This is a genomic window from Acidovorax sp. GBBC 1281, from assembly GCF_028473645.1.
Taxonomy (GTDB): domain Bacteria; phylum Pseudomonadota; class Gammaproteobacteria; order Burkholderiales; family Burkholderiaceae_C; genus Paracidovorax.
Map to the genome: position 1 here is coordinate 4,915,148 of NZ_CP097269.1, position 17,558 is coordinate 4,932,705.

At 62.9% G+C, this 17,558-nt stretch carries 16 protein-coding genes and 1 tRNA gene; 8 read left to right on the plus strand and 9 right to left on the minus strand.

Annotation, left to right across the window (positions count from 1 at the left end; all coding sequences use genetic code 11):
* Positions 1-71 precede the first annotated feature (71 nt).
* From cgtA to rplU, 3 genes are all read right to left on the minus strand, one after another.
* Positions 72-1,142, minus strand: coding sequence for an Obg family GTPase CgtA (cgtA, locus tag M5C96_RS22995; protein WP_272565511.1), 1,071 nt, complete (start codon positions 1,140-1,142; stop codon positions 72-74).
* Between the two features lie 123 nt (positions 1,143-1,265).
* Positions 1,266-1,523 carry a 50S ribosomal protein L27 gene (gene rpmA, locus M5C96_RS23000; protein WP_272548923.1) on the minus strand — a complete coding sequence of 86 codons (258 nt, stop codon included), beginning with the start codon at positions 1,521-1,523 and terminating at the stop codon, positions 1,266-1,268.
* Positions 1,524-1,537: 14 nt separating this feature from the next.
* Complete coding sequence (rplU, locus tag M5C96_RS23005; RefSeq protein ID WP_272565512.1) at positions 1,538-1,849, minus strand: 50S ribosomal protein L21; 312 nt, start codon at positions 1,847-1,849, stop codon at positions 1,538-1,540.
* Positions 1,850-2,105: 256 nt separating this feature from the next.
* Between rplU and M5C96_RS23010 the strand changes: the two genes are divergently transcribed.
* From M5C96_RS23010 to M5C96_RS23045, 8 genes are all read left to right on the plus strand, one after another.
* The gene (locus M5C96_RS23010) at positions 2,106-3,035 is read left to right on the plus strand and encodes a polyprenyl synthetase family protein (RefSeq protein WP_272569825.1); all 930 of its coding nucleotides are present in this window, start codon (positions 2,106-2,108) and stop codon (positions 3,033-3,035) included.
* A 20-nt stretch (positions 3,036-3,055) separates the two neighbouring features.
* Positions 3,056-3,132 (plus strand) — tRNA-Pro (locus M5C96_RS23015).
* 113 nt (positions 3,133-3,245) lie between these two features.
* A complete protein-coding gene (gene pilB, locus M5C96_RS23020; protein WP_272565513.1) occupies positions 3,246-4,976 on the plus strand; it encodes a type IV-A pilus assembly ATPase PilB in 1,731 nt (576 codons plus the stop codon).
* A gap of 20 nt (positions 4,977-4,996) precedes the next feature.
* Entirely contained in the window at positions 4,997-6,214 is a 1,218-nt protein-coding gene (locus M5C96_RS23025) for a type II secretion system F family protein (RefSeq protein ID WP_272565514.1), read from the plus strand.
* Complete coding sequence (locus M5C96_RS23030; protein WP_272565516.1) at positions 6,214-7,098, plus strand: prepilin peptidase; 885 nt, start codon at positions 6,214-6,216, stop codon at positions 7,096-7,098. Before M5C96_RS23025 ends, M5C96_RS23030 begins: the two co-directional genes overlap by 1 nt.
* A 4-nt stretch (positions 7,099-7,102) precedes the next feature.
* Positions 7,103-7,723, plus strand: a complete 621-nt coding sequence (gene coaE, locus M5C96_RS23035; protein WP_272565518.1) for a dephospho-CoA kinase — start codon at positions 7,103-7,105, stop codon at positions 7,721-7,723.
* 64 nt (positions 7,724-7,787) lie between these two features.
* Positions 7,788-8,543 (plus strand): cell division protein ZapD, encoded by a 756-nt coding sequence (zapD, locus tag M5C96_RS23040; RefSeq protein ID WP_272565520.1) that lies wholly within the window; start codon positions 7,788-7,790, stop codon positions 8,541-8,543.
* A gap of 13 nt (positions 8,544-8,556) precedes the next feature.
* On the plus strand, positions 8,557-8,805 hold the full coding sequence (locus M5C96_RS23045) for a DNA gyrase inhibitor YacG (RefSeq protein ID WP_272565521.1): 249 nt from the start codon (positions 8,557-8,559) through the stop codon (positions 8,803-8,805).
* Positions 8,806-8,845: 40 nt separating this feature from the next.
* On the opposite strand, the gene M5C96_RS23050 is transcribed toward M5C96_RS23045, so the two are convergent.
* From M5C96_RS23050 to secA, 6 genes are all read right to left on the minus strand, one after another.
* Positions 8,846-9,301: an NUDIX domain-containing protein gene (locus M5C96_RS23050; RefSeq protein ID WP_272565522.1), complete on the minus strand. Its 456-nt coding sequence runs from the start codon at positions 9,299-9,301 to the stop codon at positions 8,846-8,848.
* Positions 9,294-10,166: an ATP-binding protein gene (locus M5C96_RS23055; protein WP_272565524.1), complete on the minus strand. Its 873-nt coding sequence runs from the start codon at positions 10,164-10,166 to the stop codon at positions 9,294-9,296. The genes M5C96_RS23050 and M5C96_RS23055 overlap by 8 nt, the downstream gene beginning before the upstream one ends.
* Before the next feature lie 22 nt (positions 10,167-10,188).
* A complete protein-coding gene (gene argJ / locus M5C96_RS23060; protein ID WP_272565525.1) occupies positions 10,189-11,418 on the minus strand; it encodes a bifunctional glutamate N-acetyltransferase/amino-acid acetyltransferase ArgJ in 1,230 nt (409 codons plus the stop codon).
* Positions 11,419-11,480: 62 nt separating this feature from the next.
* On the minus strand, positions 11,481-12,803 hold the full coding sequence (locus M5C96_RS23065) for an ABC transporter ATP-binding protein (RefSeq protein WP_272565527.1): 1,323 nt from the start codon (positions 12,801-12,803) through the stop codon (positions 11,481-11,483).
* 32 nt (positions 12,804-12,835) lie between these two features.
* Positions 12,836-14,563: an ABC transporter permease gene (locus M5C96_RS23070; RefSeq protein WP_272565528.1), complete on the minus strand. Its 1,728-nt coding sequence runs from the start codon at positions 14,561-14,563 to the stop codon at positions 12,836-12,838.
* A gap of 152 nt (positions 14,564-14,715) precedes the next feature.
* A complete protein-coding gene (gene secA, locus M5C96_RS23075; RefSeq protein WP_272565529.1) occupies positions 14,716-17,472 on the minus strand; it encodes a preprotein translocase subunit SecA in 2,757 nt (918 codons plus the stop codon).
* Between the last annotated feature and the right edge of the window lie 86 nt (positions 17,473-17,558).

Sequence of the window (17,558 nt, forward strand, 5' to 3'; positions counted from 1 at the left end):
TTGGCGTCAGCGCTGGATGGCCAAGCGATGAACGCTATTGAATAAGTAGCAGGAATGGCGAAGCAGACGGATCACTCGGGCCGATCGCCCACGAAACGTGGATCCACCTCTTCCGGCGTCTGTTCGGCCTTCTGCTGAACCTGCACATGCCGGTAAATGGCATGGATCAACGGCTCGCAGCCCTCGCGCGTCAAGGCTGAAATCTCGAAAACAGGCCCCTTCCACTTGAACCGCTTCACGAAATCCCGAACGCGCGCTTCACGCTCTTCCTTGGGAACCATGTCCAGCTTGTTGAGCACCAGCCAGCGCGGCTTGTCATAGAGACCCGCGTCGTACTTCTTGAGCTCGCCCACGATGGCCTTGGCTTGCGCGACAGGATCGACAGCGTCATCGAAAGGCGCCAGATCGATCACGTGCAACAGCAAACGCGTGCGCTGGAGGTGGCGCAAGAACTGGTGCCCGAGCCCAGCCCCTTCGGAAGCGCCTTCGATCAACCCAGGAATGTCGGCAACGACGAAGCTCTGCTCCGGCCCCACCCGAACCACGCCCAGATTGGGGTGCAACGTCGTGAAGGGGTAGTCGGCGATCTTGGGCCGCGCATTGGAAATGGCGGCGATCAAGGTGGATTTGCCGGCATTGGGCATGCCCAGCAGGCCGACATCGGCAAGCACCTTCAACTCCAGCTTGAGATTTTTCTTCTCGCCAGGCCATCCTGGTGTTTTCTGGCGCGGCGCACGGTTGATGGCACTTTTGAACCGCATGTTGCCAAAACCGCCATCGCCACCCTTGGCGATGGTGATCACCTCGCCCGGCACCAACAGTTCATACAGCACTTCACCCGTCTCGGCATCGGTGATGATGGTGCCCACCGGCATCTTCAACGTGATGTCATCGCCAGCGGCGCCGAACATGTCGGAGCCCATACCGTGCTCACCGCGCTTGGCCTCGTGGCGGCGGGAATAGCGGAAATCCACCAGCGTATTCAGATTCGGATCGGCCACGGCAAAGACATGCCCGCCCCGGCCGCCGTCGCCCCCATTGGGACCGCCGAACTCCTTGTATTTTTCGTGCCGGAACGACACACAACCATTGCCGCCGTCGCCGGCAGCAATGTCGATAAAGGCTTCGTCGACGAACTTCATGGGGATCCAGTTTACAAAACAGGGTTCGGAAAGCGACGCCGTGCCGATTCATCCGGCAGCCAACACTTCCAAAACGACAAAGCCCCGACAGGTCGGGGCTTCGAAAGCATCAAGTGGCAGGCGTCAGGCCGGCGTCACATTGACGGTGTGCTTGGACAGTGCGCCCTTGGTGCCGAAGGACACGTGGCCATCAACCAGGGCGAACAGCGTGTGGTCCTTGCCCACACCGACATTCGTGCCGGGGTGGAAACGCGTACCGCGTTGGCGAACGATGATCGAGCCCGCGCTGATCAATTCGCCGCCGAAAGCCTTCACACCGAGCATCTTGGGCTTGGAATCGCGCCCGTTTCGCGTAGAGCCGCCGCCTTTTTTCTGTGCCATGACATCAGCTCCTTTTAACCGGCGATCGCACCGATTTGCAGTTCGGTGAACTGCTGGCGATGGCCTTGGCGTTTCTGATAGTGCTTGCGACGGCGCATCTTGAAGATGTGCACTTTGTCGTGCTTGCCGTGCGCCACGACGGTTGCCGTGACGGTTGCGCAGGACACCAGGGGGGTGCCAACCTTGATTTCAGCGCCGTTTCCGACGGCCAGAACCTGGTCGATCACAATTTCCTGGCCTACGTCCGCAGCAATCTGTTCTACTTTAATTTTTTCGCCGGAAGCAACGCGATACTGCTTGCCGCCGGTTTTTATGACCGCGTACATGTGAACCTCTTTGAATGGAGTTCTGCGGACGAATTTCCGCAGAGCCGGCGACTATAGCATGAGGCAGCCTTTTTAGCCAGCCGACCACATCCGGCCAGGCAGCAACCGGAAACGTCATCTTTTGCGGTGGGCAAGCCAGGAGCACCCGAGTCGGTACGAAGCGATTCCTATAATCCATTTTTCGTCGCTGCACACGCTCATCTTGTCCACCACCACCTCCAGCACCTCAGCAACCCTCGCCTTGATCGCCGACGACATGCACGAGGTGGACAAAGTCATTGCCGCCCGGCTGAATTCGTCAGTCTCTCTTGTGGGAGACATTGCCCGCTACATCATTTCCGCAGGTGGCAAGCGCCTGCGTCCAGCCTTGCTTTTGCTGATGTGCGGCGCGCTCGGCTACAAGGGGCTTCAGCGTTTCAATCTTGCAGCGGTGGTGGAGTTCATCCATACCGCGACCTTGCTGCACGATGATGTGGTGGATGAGTCCACGCTGCGGCGAGGGCGCCCGACAGCCAACGAGAACTTCGGCAATCCGGCAAGCGTGCTGGTCGGCGATTTCCTGCACTCGCGCGCCTTCCAGATGATGGTCGATGCGGATGACATGCGCGTGATGCAGATTCTTTCAGAGGCCACCAATGTCATCGCCGAAGGGGAAGTGCAGCAGCTCATGAACACCCATGACGCATCGCTGGACGAGCAGGGCTATCTGGAGGTCATCCGGTCGAAGACGGCCAAACTCTTCGAAGCCAGTGCCCGGCTGGCAGCGATTCTGGCTCGCAGTTCACCGGATCTGGAGAAAGCCTGCGCAGATTACGGTCAGGCGCTCGGCACTGCTTTCCAGGTGATTGACGATGTGCTTGACTACGACGGCGACTCGTCGGAAATGGGAAAAAATCTTGGCGATGATCTTCGGGAGGGCAAAGTGACCCTACCCCTGATCATTGCCATGCAGCGCGGCACCCAGGACCAGCGGAGCCTGATAGAGAACGCCATACAGACGGGCGCGGTGGAAGAGCTTCCAGCCATCGTGCAAATTGTGAAAAGCACCGGAGCCCTGGAAGCAACCCGACTTGCCGCTGCGGCCCAAGCACAGCAGGCAATCGATGCTGCAAGGCAATTGCCCTCCAATCGCTACACGGAAGGTTTGCTAGAATTGGCCTCGCAATTGCTGGAGCGGCGCCTGTAATTGCCTTGAAAACAACACATCGGGGTGTAGCTTAGCCTGGTAGAGCGCTACGTTCGGGACGTAGAGGCCGGAGGTTCGAATCCTCTCACCCCGACCACGTTGTTACACCTTCGTGGTTTCGCCGCACTCTATCCCGTTGATCCCATGGCCCGAACATCCGCACGATGTTAGGATGGTTTCCTTTCCATCCACATTGATTCTGCTGGTTACATGGCCGTTGATACCGCACCCAAAGAAGGCGCCGCAATTGCCCTGCCAGGTCTAGGCCGGGCATTGATGTCAGCCGGCAAGCTGAGTCAAAAATCAGCCGAAGATATCTTTCGCAAGTCACAAGTCGGCAAAACAAGCTTCATTGCCGAGTTGACCGGGTCGGGGGCTGTTTCCTCTGCCGATCTGGCGCACACGGTTTCTGCGGTATTTGGTGCGCCCTTGCTGGATCTGGAAGCCATCGATCCTCTTCGAATTCCCAAAGATCTCCTGGATCCGAAGATCTGCATCGCCTATCGTGTTGTGGCCCTGAGCAAGCGCAACAACCGGCTGATCGTGGCCACCGCAGACCCTACCGACCAGGAGGCAGCGGAAAAGATCAAATTCACGACCCAGATGGGAGTGGACTGGATCATTGCGGAATACGACAAGCTCATCAAGCTGATCGAGGCCAATACCAAGTCGGTCAGCGAGTCGATGGAAAGCCTGTCGGGCGGGGGAGATTTCGAATTCGACGATGTCAAGGTCGAAGAAGCCCCCGAAAACTCGGACAGCGCCAACGACGTTGAAGATGCGCCGATCGTCAAGTTCCTGCACAAGATGCTTTTGGACGCGTTCAACATGCGTGCGTCCGATTTGCATTTCGAGCCTTACGAACACCAGTACCGGGTGCGTTTTCGGATCGATGGCGAATTGCGTGAAATCGCTTCGCCCCCCATCGCCATCAAGGACAAGCTGGCCTCCCGGATCAAGGTCATTTCCCGACTGGATATTTCGGAAAAGCGCGTCCCACAAGATGGCCGCATGAAGCTCAAAGTCGGCCCGGATCGGGTCATCGACTTTCGGGTGAGCACGCTGCCAACGCTCTTTGGCGAAAAGATCGTGATCCGGATTTTGGATCCCAGCAGCGCCAAGCTGGGCATCGATGCGCTGGGTTACGAGCCGGAAGAAAAGGAACGGCTGATGCATGCCATCGGCCGGCCTTACGGCATGATTTTGGTGACCGGGCCAACGGGTTCAGGGAAAACCGTTTCCTTGTACACCTGCCTGAATTTGCTGAATAAAGCAGGCGTCAACATCGCGACCGCGGAGGACCCCTCGGAAATCAATTTGCCTGGTGTCAACCAAGTGAATGTCAATGAGAAAGCGGGGCTGACCTTTGCCACCGCCCTCAAGTCGTTTCTGCGTCAAGATCCTGACATCATCATGGTCGGCGAAATTCGCGACCTTGAAACGGCGGATATTTCCATCAAGGCGGCACAGACGGGCCACTTGGTGCTGTCCACCCTCCACACCAACGATGCTCCGACCACGCTCACCCGGATGCGCAATATGGGAATTGCGCCATTCAACATTGCGTCCAGCGTCATTCTGATAACGGCCCAGCGCCTGGCTCGCCGTTTGTGCCCGGTCTGCAAAGCACCCGCCGATATTCCACATGAAACCCTGCTCGAAGCAGGCTATAAAGAAGACGAAATCGATGGCACCTGGGTGACCTATCGTCCTGTCGGTTGTTCCGCTTGCAACAATGGCTACAAGGGGCGGCTGGGCATCTATCAGGTCATGCCGATTTCCGAAGAAATTCAACGCATTATTTTGCGCGATGGAAGTGCCTTGGAAATCGCCAAGCAGGCCAAGGCGGAGGGAGTTCGCTCCTTGCGCGAAGCGGGCCTTTATAAAGTCAAGATGGGGCTGACCTCTCTCGAAGAGGTGCTGGCCGTCACCAACGAATAGCGCCAATCGCGAGGATCATTATGGCAACCGCCGCATCGAGGGATATCAAGGACTTCGTCTTTGAATGGGAGGGTAAGGATCGCAGTGGAAAGATTGTCCGCGGGGAAGTGCGCGCCGTAGGTGAAAACCAGGTCCAGGCGACCTTACGCAGACAGGGTGTGCTGCCTACCAAGATCAAGAAGCGGCGCATGCGTTCGGGCAAGAAGATCAAGCCCAAGGACATCGCATTGTTCACGCGCCAGATGGCCACCATGATGAAGGCTGGCGTGCCCCTGTTGCAATCCTTCGATATCGTGGGCCGGGGCAATACCAATGCCAGCGTCACGAAATTGCTCAACGACATTCGCAGCGACGTGGAAACCGGGACGTCGCTGAATGCAGCCTTCCGCAAGTACCCGATGTACTTCGACAGCCTTTATTGCAACCTCGTCGAAGCCGGCGAGGCCGCGGGTATCTTGGAGGCGCTGCTGGACCGGCTTGCCATGTACATGGAAAAGACCGAGGCCATCAAATCGAAGATCAAATCGGCATTGATGTACCCCATTTCGGTGGTGATCGTTGCATTCGTCGTGGTCACGGTGATCATGATCTTTGTGATCCCCGCATTCAAGGAAGTATTTACCTCCTTCGGCGCTGAACTGCCGGCACCTACGCTCCTCGTGATGGCCATGAGCGAGGTATTCGTCAAATGGTGGTGGCTGATTTTTGGCGTATTGGGCGGCGGATTTTATTTCTTCATGCAGGCGTGGCGCCGCAGCGAAAAAGTACAGATGTTCATGGACCGCCTGTTGCTGCGGCTTCCGGTGTTCGGGTCCTTGATCGATAAATCATGCGTTGCTCGCTGGACCCGGACGTTGTCCACCATGTTCGCCGCAGGGGTTCCCCTGGTTGAAGCCTTGGATTCGGTGGGCGGCGCTTCCGGCAATTCCGTGTATGCCCTTGCTACGGAACGGATTCAGCAGGAAGTCTCGACAGGGACGAGCTTGACGGCTGCCATGGGCAATGCCAACGTGTTCCCTTCCATGGTGATCCAGATGTGCGCCATTGGCGAAGAATCCGGCTCCATCGACCACATGCTGGGCAAAGCCGCAGACTTCTACGAGGCCGAAGTGGATGAAATGGTCGCGGGGCTGTCCAGCCTGATGGAGCCCATCATCATCGTGTTCCTGGGCACCATCATTGGGGGCATCGTGGTTTCGATGTATCTGCCGATCTTCAAACTGGGCCAAGTCGTCTGATGGAACTGGGACCTTGGGGAGACGCTTCGATACTCGGCATTTTGGGTCTGCTGATCGGTAGCTTCCTGAATGTCGTGATCCATCGCTTGCCGAAGATGATGGAGCGGCAGTGGGCTGCAGAATGCGCTGACTTTGCCGCCATGGCGAACAAGGATGCGGCCTCCACGGAGGCGCCAGTGGCGCCGGTGGAACCCTTCAACCTCTGGACGCCAGCGTCGCGGTGCCCTGCCTGCGGGCATGCGGTGCAGTGGTATGAAAACATCCCGGTCCTGAGCTATCTGTGGCTTCGCGGACGATGCTCCGCCTGCAAAGTGCGGATCAGTCCCAGATATCCCCTGGTCGAACTGGCCACGGGCGGCCTTTTCTTCTTTTGCGGCTGGCATTGGGGCACGACGCTCACCGCAGTGGCCTGGTGCGGATTCGCCGCCGCGCTGATTGCTCTGGCGTTCATCGACTGGGACACCACGCTGCTGCCCGATGACATCACGCTGCCCTTGCTCTGGGCGGGCCTCATCGCTTCCGCGATGCAGTGGACCGCCGTGCCGCTGTTCAGCGCGGTCATGGGGGCCGTGGGAGGCTACCTGTCCCTGTGGACGGTGTATTGGGCCTTCAAGCTCGCGACAGGCAAGGAAGGCATGGGCCATGGCGACTTCAAGCTCTTTGCAGCACTCGGGGCCTGGTTCGGCTGGCAGGCGCTGGTGCCCATCATTCTCATTGCGTCCGTCATCGGAGCGTTCATTGGCATCGGCATGAAATTCGCCAGCCAGTTGCGCGAAGGCGGATACGTTCCTTTCGGACCGTTCCTGGTCGGCTCGGGACTCGCAGCCATGGTGTTCGGGCCGGAAACGATCCTGCAGAGGCTATTGCGCAGCCTGGGGCTTTGAGCCCATGGCGACCGGATCGCGGACCGCTCTGCGCCTGGGGTTGACCGGCGGCATTGGCAGCGGGAAAAGCACGGTGGGCCAAATGCTGGCGGACCAGGGTGCTGCGCTCATCGACGCCGATCGGCTTTCGCGCCAGGTGACGGCACCAGGGGGGGCGGCCATCGAACCCATCCGCGACGCGTTCGGCGACGCCTTGATCGATGCGCACGGTGCGATGGATCGCGACCGCATGCGGAAACTCGTGTTCACGGACCCGGCGGCGCGTCAGCGCCTGGAGCGCATCGTCCACCCGCTGGTGGCCCAGGCAACGCGGGAAGCCGCATCGCGCGCCGTGCAAAGCGGTGCGGCCCTGATCGTCTTCGACATCCCGCTGCTGGTCGAATCTGCCCGCTGGGCGCAACAGCTGGACCAGATTCTCGTGGTGGACTGCACCGCCGAAACCCAGATCTCCCGGGTGCAGCAGCGCAGCGCCCTGGCGCGCGAGACGATCGAAGGCATCATGGCGTCTCAAGCCCCCCGCGCGATCCGGCGGGCGGCAGCGGACCTGGTGGTCTACAACGACGGGATCTCGCTGCAAGGGTTGCGAGCTGACGTCCTTCAGATCGCCCAGCGGTTCGGGCTATGATGCCCGGCATATACGGACGCGCGAAGCTGGCAGCGCCAGCCGTGTGCCCCAGGAACCCTGCAGCGTGATCCTTTACGAATATCCCTTCAACGAACGACTGAGAACCTACCTGCGGCTCGAGCAGCTGTTTCGCCGCCTGGGTGAGTTGATTCCGCGCCAGCATCCCCTGGACCACCACTACGCGTTGGTGACGGTCTTCGAAATCATGGATGTCGCGGCGCGCGCCGATCTCAAGTCGGATGTGCTCAAGGATCTGGAAAAGCAGAAGCACCAGCTGGATGGTTACCGGGGCAACCCTTCGATTTCCGAAGCGGTTCTGGACGGCATCATCGCGCAGCTCGATCGGTGCTTTGCCGGGTTGAATGCGCAGACGGGCAAGGCAGGGCAGGCCCTGGCGGAAAACGACTGGCTGATGAGCATCCGCAGCCGGGTGGGCATTCCCGGGGGAACCTGCGGCTTCGATCTGCCGGCCTACTACGCCTGGCAGCACCATGCCCCCCAGCAGCGCCAGCAGGATCTGGAAGCCTGGGCGACCACCCTCGCCCCCCTGGCGGAGTCGTTGTACGTCCTCCTGAAGCTGCTGCGTGATTCGGGCGTGCCCCAGAAGGTGGCCGCGGACCATGGGCAGTTCCAGCAGACCCTGCCCCAGGGCCGCACCTTCCAACTGCTGCGCCTTCGCATCGATCCTTCCCTGGACCTGATCCCGGAGATCAGCGGCAACCGCCTGATCGTCTCCGTGCGGCTGATGCGCCAGCATGATGACGGCAAGCTGCATGCCGCCAACGAAGATGCCGCGTTCGAACTGACCTTGTGCGCCTGAGCGCCCGTTGACCATGAGCCGTTCTCAGCCGCGTTCGCCGGCCCCCTCCAACGCCAAGTACGTGACGTGCCCGGCCTGCCGTGGCGAGAGCCTCTACGGCCCCAGCAATCCGTTCCGACCGTTTTGCAGCGAACGCTGCAAGCAGATCGACCTGGGGGCCTGGGCAAGCGAAGAATTCCGCGTGCCGACCGAACCACCGACCCAAGACCCCGACCTGGGCGACGGGCTTCCGCACATTCCGCCGGGCGCCTGGGAAAAATAGCCCCCAGGGCATATGTTTCTAGGGCATTTAGCTATTATTTTTATAGCTGATTGATCGTGGAAGGGTCAAAGGTCTCTCCCCGCTCCTGGGCCAGCCACTCCAGTACGGGATAAGCGCCCGGCAATACGGGCGAGACCTGCAGGGGCCACTGCTGCCAGGCCATGGTCTGGCCCTCGCGCATTTCGAAGTCGCCCTGCCATTCCCAGACCTTGCACCAGTGCAAGCGAACCAGTGCGTGGGGGTAGTCGTGCTCCGTCACCTTCCAGACGGATGCCGCACCGATGGTAACGCCCAGCTCCTCGATCAACTCGCGCCGCAAGGCCTCTTCCACGGTCTCCCCGGCCTCCAGCTTGCCGCCAGGGAACTCCCAGTACCCGGCGTAAGGCTTGCCCACGGGCCGGGTGGACAGCAGCATGGCGCCATCCGCACGCAGCAGGATGCCGACCGCCACGTCGGTGTGCGTTCTGGCGTCGACAGGGGCCACGGGATCAGCCATGCTGGCGCCCCGCATAGTCCCGCGCGAACTGGTAGGCGACCCGGCCGCTGCGCGATCCGCGCTCCAATGCCCAGACCAGCGCCTGGGGGCGCGCTGCGGCAATCTCCGCATCCGCGACGCCCAGGAAGGAAAACCACTGCGCCACGATGGCCAGGTATTCGTCCTGGCTAAAAGGGTAGAAGCTGACCCACAGGCCGAACCGTTCGGACAGCGAGATCTTTTCCTCCACCACCTCGCCCGGGTGCACCTCGCCATCCTCCGTGTGGGTATAGGACAGGTTTTCCTTGTGGTACTCGGGCAGCAGGTGGCGCCGGTTGCTGGTGGCATACACCAGCACGTTGGGCGTGGAAGCCGCCACCGATCCGTCGAGGATCGACTTCAGCGCCTTGTACCCCGGCTCGCCCTCTTCAAAGCTCAGGTCATCGCAGTAGACGATGAATTTCTCGGGCCGATCCGCCACGATCTCCACGATGTCGGGCAGGTCCGTCAGATCGGCCTTGTCCACCTCGATCAGGCGCAGCCCCTGAGGTGCATAGGTATTGAGGCACGCCTTGATGAGGGAGGACTTGCCCGTCCCGCGGGCGCCCGTCAGCAGCACGTTGTTGGCCGGCCGGCCTTCCACGAACTGCTGGGTGTTGCGCTGGATCTTTTCTTTCTGGGCGTCGATTTCCTTCAGATCGTCCAGACGCATCTCCCCCACATGGCGCACGGGCTCCAGCGCACCGTGGCCGCCGCTGCGCTTGCGATAGCGCCACGCGATGGCACGGGACCAGTCCGGTGCGGTCAGGGTCTGGGGCAGCACCGATTCGATGCGGGAGATCAATTGCTCCGCACGGAGCATCAGGTGTTCGAAGGTGGCGGTCATAAGCGCTGCAGGGGGCCCGGATTCAGGAACGGTAGTCGGCGTTGATCGTCACGTACTCGTGGCTGAAATCGCAGGTCCACACCGTTTCCGCGGCATCTCCACGGCCCAGGCCCACGCGCACGGTGATCTCGCTTTGCTTCATCACGCGCTGGCCGTCTTCCTCGCGGTAGCTGGGGTTGCGTCCGCCCTTCGTCACCACATGCACATCGTCCAGGTGCAGCTCGATGAGGGTCTGGTCGAGATCGGTGATGCCGGCATAGCCCACCGCCGCCAGGATGCGGCCCAGATTGGGGTCGCTGGCGAAGAAGGCCGTCTTGACGAGCGGCGAATGCGCGATGGCGTACGCCACCAGCTTGCATTCTTCCGCCGTCTTGCCGCCCTCGACGCGGACGGTGATGAACTTCGTGGCGCCCTCGCCGTCGCGAACGATGGCCTGTGCCAGCTTCTGCGCGACGTCCAGCATCGCGGCCTTGAGCGCCTGGCCCTCGGCGCTGTCCAGCGACACGATGGGCGCATGCGCGGCCTGCTGGGTGGCGATGGCCACGAACGAATCGTTGGTGGAGGTGTCGCCGTCGATCGTCACCCGGTTGAACGAACGGTCGGCCAGTTCGCGCAGCAACGGCTGCAACAGCGCGGGTTCGATGCGCGCATCCGTGGCCAGAAAGCCCAGCATGGTGGCCATGTTGGGGCGGATCATGCCCGCGCCCTTGCTGATGCCCGTCACCGTCACGGTGGTGCCGCCGATCTGCACCTGCCGGCTGAAGGCCTTGGGCAGCGTATCGGTGGTCATGATGCCTTCGGCTGCCTGCGCCCAATGGCCGGGCTGCGCGTCCGCGATGGCAGCGGGCAGGCCGGCTTCGATGCGGTCGACGGGCAGCGGCTCCATGATCACCCCGGTGGAAAACGGCAGCACCTGCGAAGGCGACAAACCCAGCAAGCCGGCCGCAGCCTGGCAGGTGGACCGTGCGCGCGCCAGCCCCTCGGCGCCCGTGCCCGCATTGGCATTGCCGGTATTGACCACGATGGCGCGGATGGCCTGGGCGCCCGCCAGGTGCTCGCGGCAGACCTGCACGGGGGCCGCGCAGAAGCGGTTCTGCGTGAACACGCCGGCCACGGTCGCGCCTTCGTCGATCAGCAGCACCGTGAGGTCGCGGCGATTGGCCTTGCGCACCCCAGCCATGGCCACGCCCAGGCGCACGCCAGGCACGGGATGCAGGTCAGCGGGATTCGGCGCAATCAGGTTCACGGGCATGGCAGTGGGTCTCGGCGGGTAAGGGAAAGGAGAAGGAAGGTCAACGGCGAAAGCTGCCGATTCTAGGGCGTGGCTTTTGGCCTGGCCTGGGGGGCATCGCCATCGGGCAAGTGGATCAGTCCGGTGTGGAAATCGTATTCGAACACTTCGCCATAGCGGCCCCATTCGATGACCGTGCGCAGCACCTGTTCGGCCTGGGCCTCGTCCAGGCTTTCGTGCAGCAGGCGCAGGAACGGCTTTTCCGGCAGCTCGCCCGCAGGGTCTTGCTCCAGGCTGTGCCGCATGTGGGCCGCCAGCGGAACATGCGCGAGCAGCTGCTGGCCGAACAGGGTCTGCCGCACGGTGTTGGGCGCCTGCACGTAGCGCTGGCCCAGCGCGGTCAGGTGCAAGTCACCGTCGGCCAGCTGCGCAAACCCCAGCAGGGCCAGCGCCTGGGCCAGAACCAGCAGTTCGTCATCGGCCAGTTCCGCGTCTTCGGCCATGCGCGGCAGGTCGGCCCGGCCGTCGAAGGGCGCCTCGGACAGCCGCTCGAGCAGCCCTTCCATCCGCCCGACATCGGCGGCCGGCAACTGGTCGGCCAGGGGCCTGCGGGACGGCTCGGCGGCCGGGCGGCCCGCGCCCGGCTGGCGTGCCGTCATGAGCCCGTAGACCTCGTCGATGAGGGCCCGCACCTCGGGGCTGTCGGGGTGGCGCGGGCGAGGCAGTTGGATCGGCAGCTCGGCCCGCACGCGGCCCGGATTGCTGGCGAAAATCAGCACCCGGTCGGCCATGAGCACGGCCTCCTCGATGTTGTGCGAAACGATGAGCATGGCGCGCGTGGGCATGCTGCCGCTGCCCCACAGCTCCAGAATGTCGTCGCGCAGCCGTTCGCCCGTCAGCACATCGAGGGCCGAAAAGGCCTCGTCCATCAGCAGCACCTCGGGCTCCACCACCAGGGCGCGCGCAATGCCCACGCGCTGGCGCATGCCGCCTGACAGCTCGCGCGGCAATGCGCCTTCGAACCCGGACAGCCCGATCAGTTCGATGGCGGCGGCGGCCCGCCGTGATCGTTCGGCGGGAGCCACTCCCCGGGCCTCCAGGCCCAGCTCCACGTTCTGCTGCACCGTGAGCCACGGAAAGAGCGCGAACGACTGAAACACCATGGCGATGCCGCGCGCCGGGCCGTACAGCGGCTGGCCCCGGTAGCGAACGTCGCCGGCATCCACCGGAACCAGGCCCGCCAGGATGCGCAGCAGCGTGGACTTGCCCGACCCCGACTGCCCGAGCAGCGCCACGATCTCGCCCTCCTGCAGCACGAGATCGACCCCCTCCAGCACCGAACGCGCGGTGCCGTCGCTGGAGCGAAAAGACTTGCCCACCTGGGCCAGCTCGGCAATGGGGGACATGGGAGAGGTTTCCATGGGTTCGGTTCCAGGCGTCAGGAGTGCATGCGGTTTTCGGCCATCGCGTAGAGGCGCCGCCACACGAAATGGTTCATGCCCATGACGAAGACGCACATCACGCCGATGCCCAGCGCGATGCGGGGAAAGTCGCCGATCGCCGTCATGTGGGCGATGTAGCTGCCCAGGCCATCGGCCTGCAACGTGGTGTCACCCCAGGTCACGTATTCGGCCACGATGCTCGCATTCCACGAGCCGCCGCTGGCCGTGATCGCACCGGTGACGAAGCTGGGAAACACCGCCGGCAGCAGATAGCGCTTCCAGCGCAGCCAGCCCGACAGTCCCAGGTTCTGTGCGGCATAGCGCAACTCCGAAGGCACGTTGGAGGCGCCGGCGATCACGTTGAACAGCAGATACCACTGCGTGCCCAACACCATCAGCGGTGCCAGCCAGAGGTTCGGATCGAGGTGCCAGCGCACGATCAGCACCACGGCCAGGGGGAACATCAGGTTCGCCGGAAAGGCGGCCAGGAACTGCGCCACGGCCTGCAACCGCCCCGCCCACCGGGGATTCATGCCGATCCACACGCCCACCGGCACCCAGACCACCGCCGCCAGCAGGATCAGCACGGCCACGCGCACCAGCGTGTAGGTGCCCAGCACGAAAACATGCCCCACCTCGTGCCAGCCCACTTCGCTGTGGATGAAGCGCACCAGCCAGATCACCGCCAGCATCACCGCCGCCGCCAGCAAGGCATCGCCCGCGCGCGTCAGGGCGGGATGGGGGGCGGATGGCCGGGCCCGAATCGAAGTGCCGTCGTGGCGCCGCCGCAGCCGCGTGAGCGACCATTCCAAAGGCACCCCGCACAAGGCCACCACCCGCTTGAGTTGCGAAGTGCGGCGCATCCAGGACAGCAGCCAGGACGTCGGCTGGGCTTCGCTGCCGCCCTCCTCGAACCGGAACTTGTCGGCCCAGGCGATCAGCGGACGAAAGAAAAGCTGGTCGTACAGCACGATGCCTACCAGCATGCCCAGGATCGCCCAGCCGATCGCCCCCAGGTCCCGCGCCTCGATGGCCAGGGCGATGTACGAACCCACGCCCGGCAGCTTGATGTCCTGGTGCGACACGGAGATCGCCTCCGACGCCACCACGAAGAACCAGCCGCCGGACATGGACATCATCATGTTCCACAGCAACCCGGGCATGGCGAAGGGAAGCTCCAGCCGCCAAAAACGCTGCCAGCCCGAGAGCTGGAACACCGCGGCGGCTTCGCGGAGTTCGGCCGGCACCGTGCGCATGGACTGGTACAGGCTGAACGCCATGTTCCAGGCCTGCGAGGTGAAGATGGCGAAAATGGCCGCGCACTCGACGCCGAAAAGGTTGCCCGGGAACAGCGCGATGAATCCGGTCACCGTGATCGACAGGAAGCCCAGGATCGGAATGGACTGCAGGATGTCCAGCAGCGGCACCATCACCCGCTCGGCCGTGCGGTACTTGGCTGCCAGCGCCGCGAAGATGCAGGCGAATATCAGCGAGGCGCCCAGCGCGATGAACATGCGCAGCGTGGTGCGCAGCAGGTAGTAGGGCAGCATCCACGGGTCGAGCGACAGCGGCAGCACGTCACCTACTTGGTAGGGCCGCGCCATCTGCGAGCCGCCCCAGGCCAGCGCGAAAAGCACGGCCAGCACCAGGGGTAGGAGGGCCCAATCCCATCGGTTGCCGGTGGCCTGAACCACCTGCCGCGGGAAAAACCGCTTGTCGATCATCCTTGCGCCCTTCTCCCTGTGACGCGAAACAGCCTAGCAGCGGCCCGTGACAAGCCGAAGACGAAGCCACCGCTGCCGCGGCCCGCCGCGCCCCATCCCTGCGTGCCCGGGGCACAGGCATCCCGCCCTGCGATCAGGGCGGTGCCGCATGGTCAGTCCAGACGGCCGTGGCAGCTCTTGTACTTCTTGCCGCTGCCGCAAGGGCATGGGTCGTTGCGGCCGACACGGGGCACTTCGCCCGCGAGCGCACCGGCCGCCATGGCCGCCTCGGAGCGGACCTCCACCTCACCGGTTTCGGTGGGGGCGGTGTAGGTCACGTTGGCGATCTTCTCGGCACGGCTCTCCAGGGCCTCGGCAGCCTCGTCCAGCTGGGCAGGCGACTGCACTTGCACCGTCATCAGGATCTTGGTGACTTCGTTCTTGACCTGGTCGATGAGCTGGCGGAACAGCTCGAACGCCTCGCGCTTGTATTCCTGCTTGGGCTGCTTTTGCGCGTAGCCGCGCAGGTGGATGCCCTGGCGCAGGTAATCGAGGGCCGCCAGGTGGTCGCGCCAGTTGGAGTCGAAGCTCTGCAGCAGCACCGCGCGTTCGAACTGGTTGAAATTCTCCTGGCCCACCAGCTCCAGCTTGGCCTGGAAGGCGGCCTTGCCTGCGGTAAGCACCTTTTCCAGGATCTCGTCGTCGGTGATGGCGTGCGCGCTGTCCACTTCCTGCTTCAGCGGCAACTGGATCTGCCAATCCTCGGCCAGGGACTTCTCGAGCGCCTGCAGGTCCCACTGCTCCTCGACCGATTCGGCCGGCACGTACTGGCGCACCAGATCGGTCAGGCAGTCTTCCTGCATGTTGGCGATCAGGCCGGACAGGTCGGTCGCGTCCAGAATCTCGTTGCGCTGCTGGTAGATCACCTTGCGCTGGTCGTTGGAAACGTCGTCGTACTCCAGCAGCTGCTTGCGGACATCGAAGTTGCGCGCCTCGACCTTGCGCTGCGCCGACTCGATGCTGCGCGTGACGATGCCCGCTTCGATGGCCTCGCCATCGGGCATCTTGAGGCGGTCCATGATCGCCTTCACGCGGTCGCCGGCGAAGATGCGCATCAGCGAATCGTCCAGGCTCAGGTAGAACCGCGAAGAGCCAGGGTCGCCCTGGCGGCCCGAGCGGCCCCGCAACTGGTTGTCGATGCGGCGCGACTCGTGGCGCTCGGTCGCAATGATGCGCAGGCCACCCAGCTCCTTGATCTTCTCGTGGTCGCGCGTCCACTGCGCGCGCACCTCAGCCACGCGGCTTTCCTTGGTCGCTTCGTCGAGCGACTCGTCGCTCTCGATGGCGGCCAGCGCCTTCTCGATGTTGCCGCCCAGCACGATGTCGGTGCCGCGGCCTGCCATATTGGTCGCGATCGTGATCATGCCGGCACGGCCGGCCTGGGCCACGATGTCGGCCTCGCGGGCATGCTGCTTGGCGTTCAGCACCTGGTGGGGCAGGTTTTCCTTTTGCAGCAACTGGTCGATGATTTCGGAGTTCTCGATCGACGTGGTGCCTACCAGCACGGGCTGGCCGCGCTCATGGCACTCGCGGATGTCCTTGATCGCCGCTTCGTATTTTTCGCGCGTGGTCTTGTACACGCGGTCCAGCTGGTCGTTGCGCTTGCTCGGGCGGTTCGGAGGAATCACCACGGTTTCCAGGCCGTAGATTTCCTGGAATTCATAGGCCTCGGTGTCGGCCGTTCCGGTCATGCCCGCCAACTTCTTGTACAGCCGGAAATAGTTCTGGAACGTGATGGATGCCAGCGTCTGGTTCTCGGCCTGGATGCCCACGCCTTCCTTGGCCTCGACGGCCTGGTGCAGGCCTTCGCTCCAGCGGCGGCCCGACATGAGGCGGCCGGTGAACTCGTCCACGATGACGATCTCGCCTTCCTGCACCACATAGTGCTGGTCGCGGTGGTAGAGGTGGTTGGCCCGCAGCGCCGCATACAGGTGGTGCATGAGCGTGATGTTGGCCGGGTCGTAGAGCGATGCGCCTTCGGCGATCAAGCCGCGGCTGGCAAGAACGCGCTCGGCGGTTTCATGGCCCTGCTCGGTCAGGAACACCTGGTGCGTCTTTTCGTCGAGCGTGAAATCGCCCGGCTTGGTGACGCCCTCGCCGGTGCGCGGATCGGCCTCGCCTTCTTGGCGCACCAGCAGCGGCACCACCTCGTTCATGGCGATGTACATCGCCGTGTGGTCTTCGGCCTGGCCGCTGATGATGAGCGGCGTGCGCGCCTCGTCGATCAGGATCGAGTCCACCTCATCGACGATGGCGAAGTTCAGCCCGCGCTGCACCCGGTCGCGCGACTCGTACACCATGTTGTCGCGCAGGTAGTCGAAGCCGTACTCGTTGTTGGTGCCGTAGGTGATGTCGGCCTGGTAGGCGGCCTGCTTTTCCTCGCGCGGGGCCTGCGGCAGGTTGATGCCGACGGTCAGGCCCAGGAAGTTGTACAGGCGCCCCATCCACTGGGCATCGCGGTTGGCGAGGTAGTCGTTGACCGTCACCACGTGCACACCGTCGCCGGACAGCGCATTCAGGTAGACCGGCAGCGTGGCGGTCAGCGTCTTGCCTTCGCCGGTGCGCATTTCCGAAATCTTGCCGTAATGCAGCGCCATGCCGCCCAGCAACTGCACGTCGAAGTGGCGCATTTTCATGATGCGCTTGGAGCCTTCGCGAACCACGGCGAAAGCCTCTGGCAGCAGATCGTCCAGCGATTCGCCTTTGGAGACACGTTCCTTGAACTCGGCGGTCTTGGCGCGTAGCGCCTCGTCACTCAGCTTTTCGTAGTCGGGCTCCATCGCATTGATGCGGGCCACCGTCTTGCGGTATTGCTTGAGGAGCCGGTCATTGCGGCTGCCGAATAATTTGGTGAGGAAATTGGTGGCCATGCGAGCAGGACCGCGCCGCGTGCCCGAAGGCGTACGGCGCGACCAGAATCCCTAAAGAAGAAGTGAGTTCAGGTGGGGCTGCGTTC

Bases quoted from the DNA above. Each gene is read 5' to 3' on its own strand.
- cgtA (WP_272565511.1), bottom strand. From the start codon at position 1,142: ATGAAGTTCGTCGACGAAGCCTTTATCGACATTGCTGCCGGCGACGGC.
- rpmA (WP_272548923.1), bottom strand. From the start codon at position 1,523: ATGGCACAGAAAAAAGGCGGCGGCTCTACGCGAAACGGGCGCGATTCC.
- rplU (WP_272565512.1), bottom strand. From the start codon at position 1,849: ATGTACGCGGTCATAAAAACCGGCGGCAAGCAGTATCGCGTTGCTTCC.
- M5C96_RS23010 (WP_272569825.1), top strand. From the start codon at position 2,106: ATGCACGAGGTGGACAAAGTCATTGCCGCCCGGCTGAATTCGTCAGTC.
- pilB (WP_272565513.1), top strand. From the start codon at position 3,246: ATGGCCGTTGATACCGCACCCAAAGAAGGCGCCGCAATTGCCCTGCCA.
- M5C96_RS23025 (WP_272565514.1), top strand. From the start codon at position 4,997: ATGGCAACCGCCGCATCGAGGGATATCAAGGACTTCGTCTTTGAATGG.
- M5C96_RS23030 (WP_272565516.1), top strand. From the start codon at position 6,214: ATGGAACTGGGACCTTGGGGAGACGCTTCGATACTCGGCATTTTGGGT.
- coaE (WP_272565518.1), top strand. From the start codon at position 7,103: ATGGCGACCGGATCGCGGACCGCTCTGCGCCTGGGGTTGACCGGCGGC.
- M5C96_RS23045 (WP_272565521.1), top strand. From the start codon at position 8,557: ATGAGCCGTTCTCAGCCGCGTTCGCCGGCCCCCTCCAACGCCAAGTAC.
- M5C96_RS23050 (WP_272565522.1), bottom strand. From the start codon at position 9,301: ATGGCTGATCCCGTGGCCCCTGTCGACGCCAGAACGCACACCGACGTG.
- M5C96_RS23055 (WP_272565524.1), bottom strand. From the start codon at position 10,166: ATGACCGCCACCTTCGAACACCTGATGCTCCGTGCGGAGCAATTGATC.
- argJ (WP_272565525.1), bottom strand. From the start codon at position 11,418: ATGCCCGTGAACCTGATTGCGCCGAATCCCGCTGACCTGCATCCCGTG.
- M5C96_RS23065 (WP_272565527.1), bottom strand. From the start codon at position 12,803: ATGTCCCCCATTGCCGAGCTGGCCCAGGTGGGCAAGTCTTTTCGCTCC.
- M5C96_RS23070 (WP_272565528.1), bottom strand. From the start codon at position 14,563: ATGATCGACAAGCGGTTTTTCCCGCGGCAGGTGGTTCAGGCCACCGGC.
- secA (WP_272565529.1), bottom strand. From the start codon at position 17,472: ATGGCCACCAATTTCCTCACCAAATTATTCGGCAGCCGCAATGACCGG.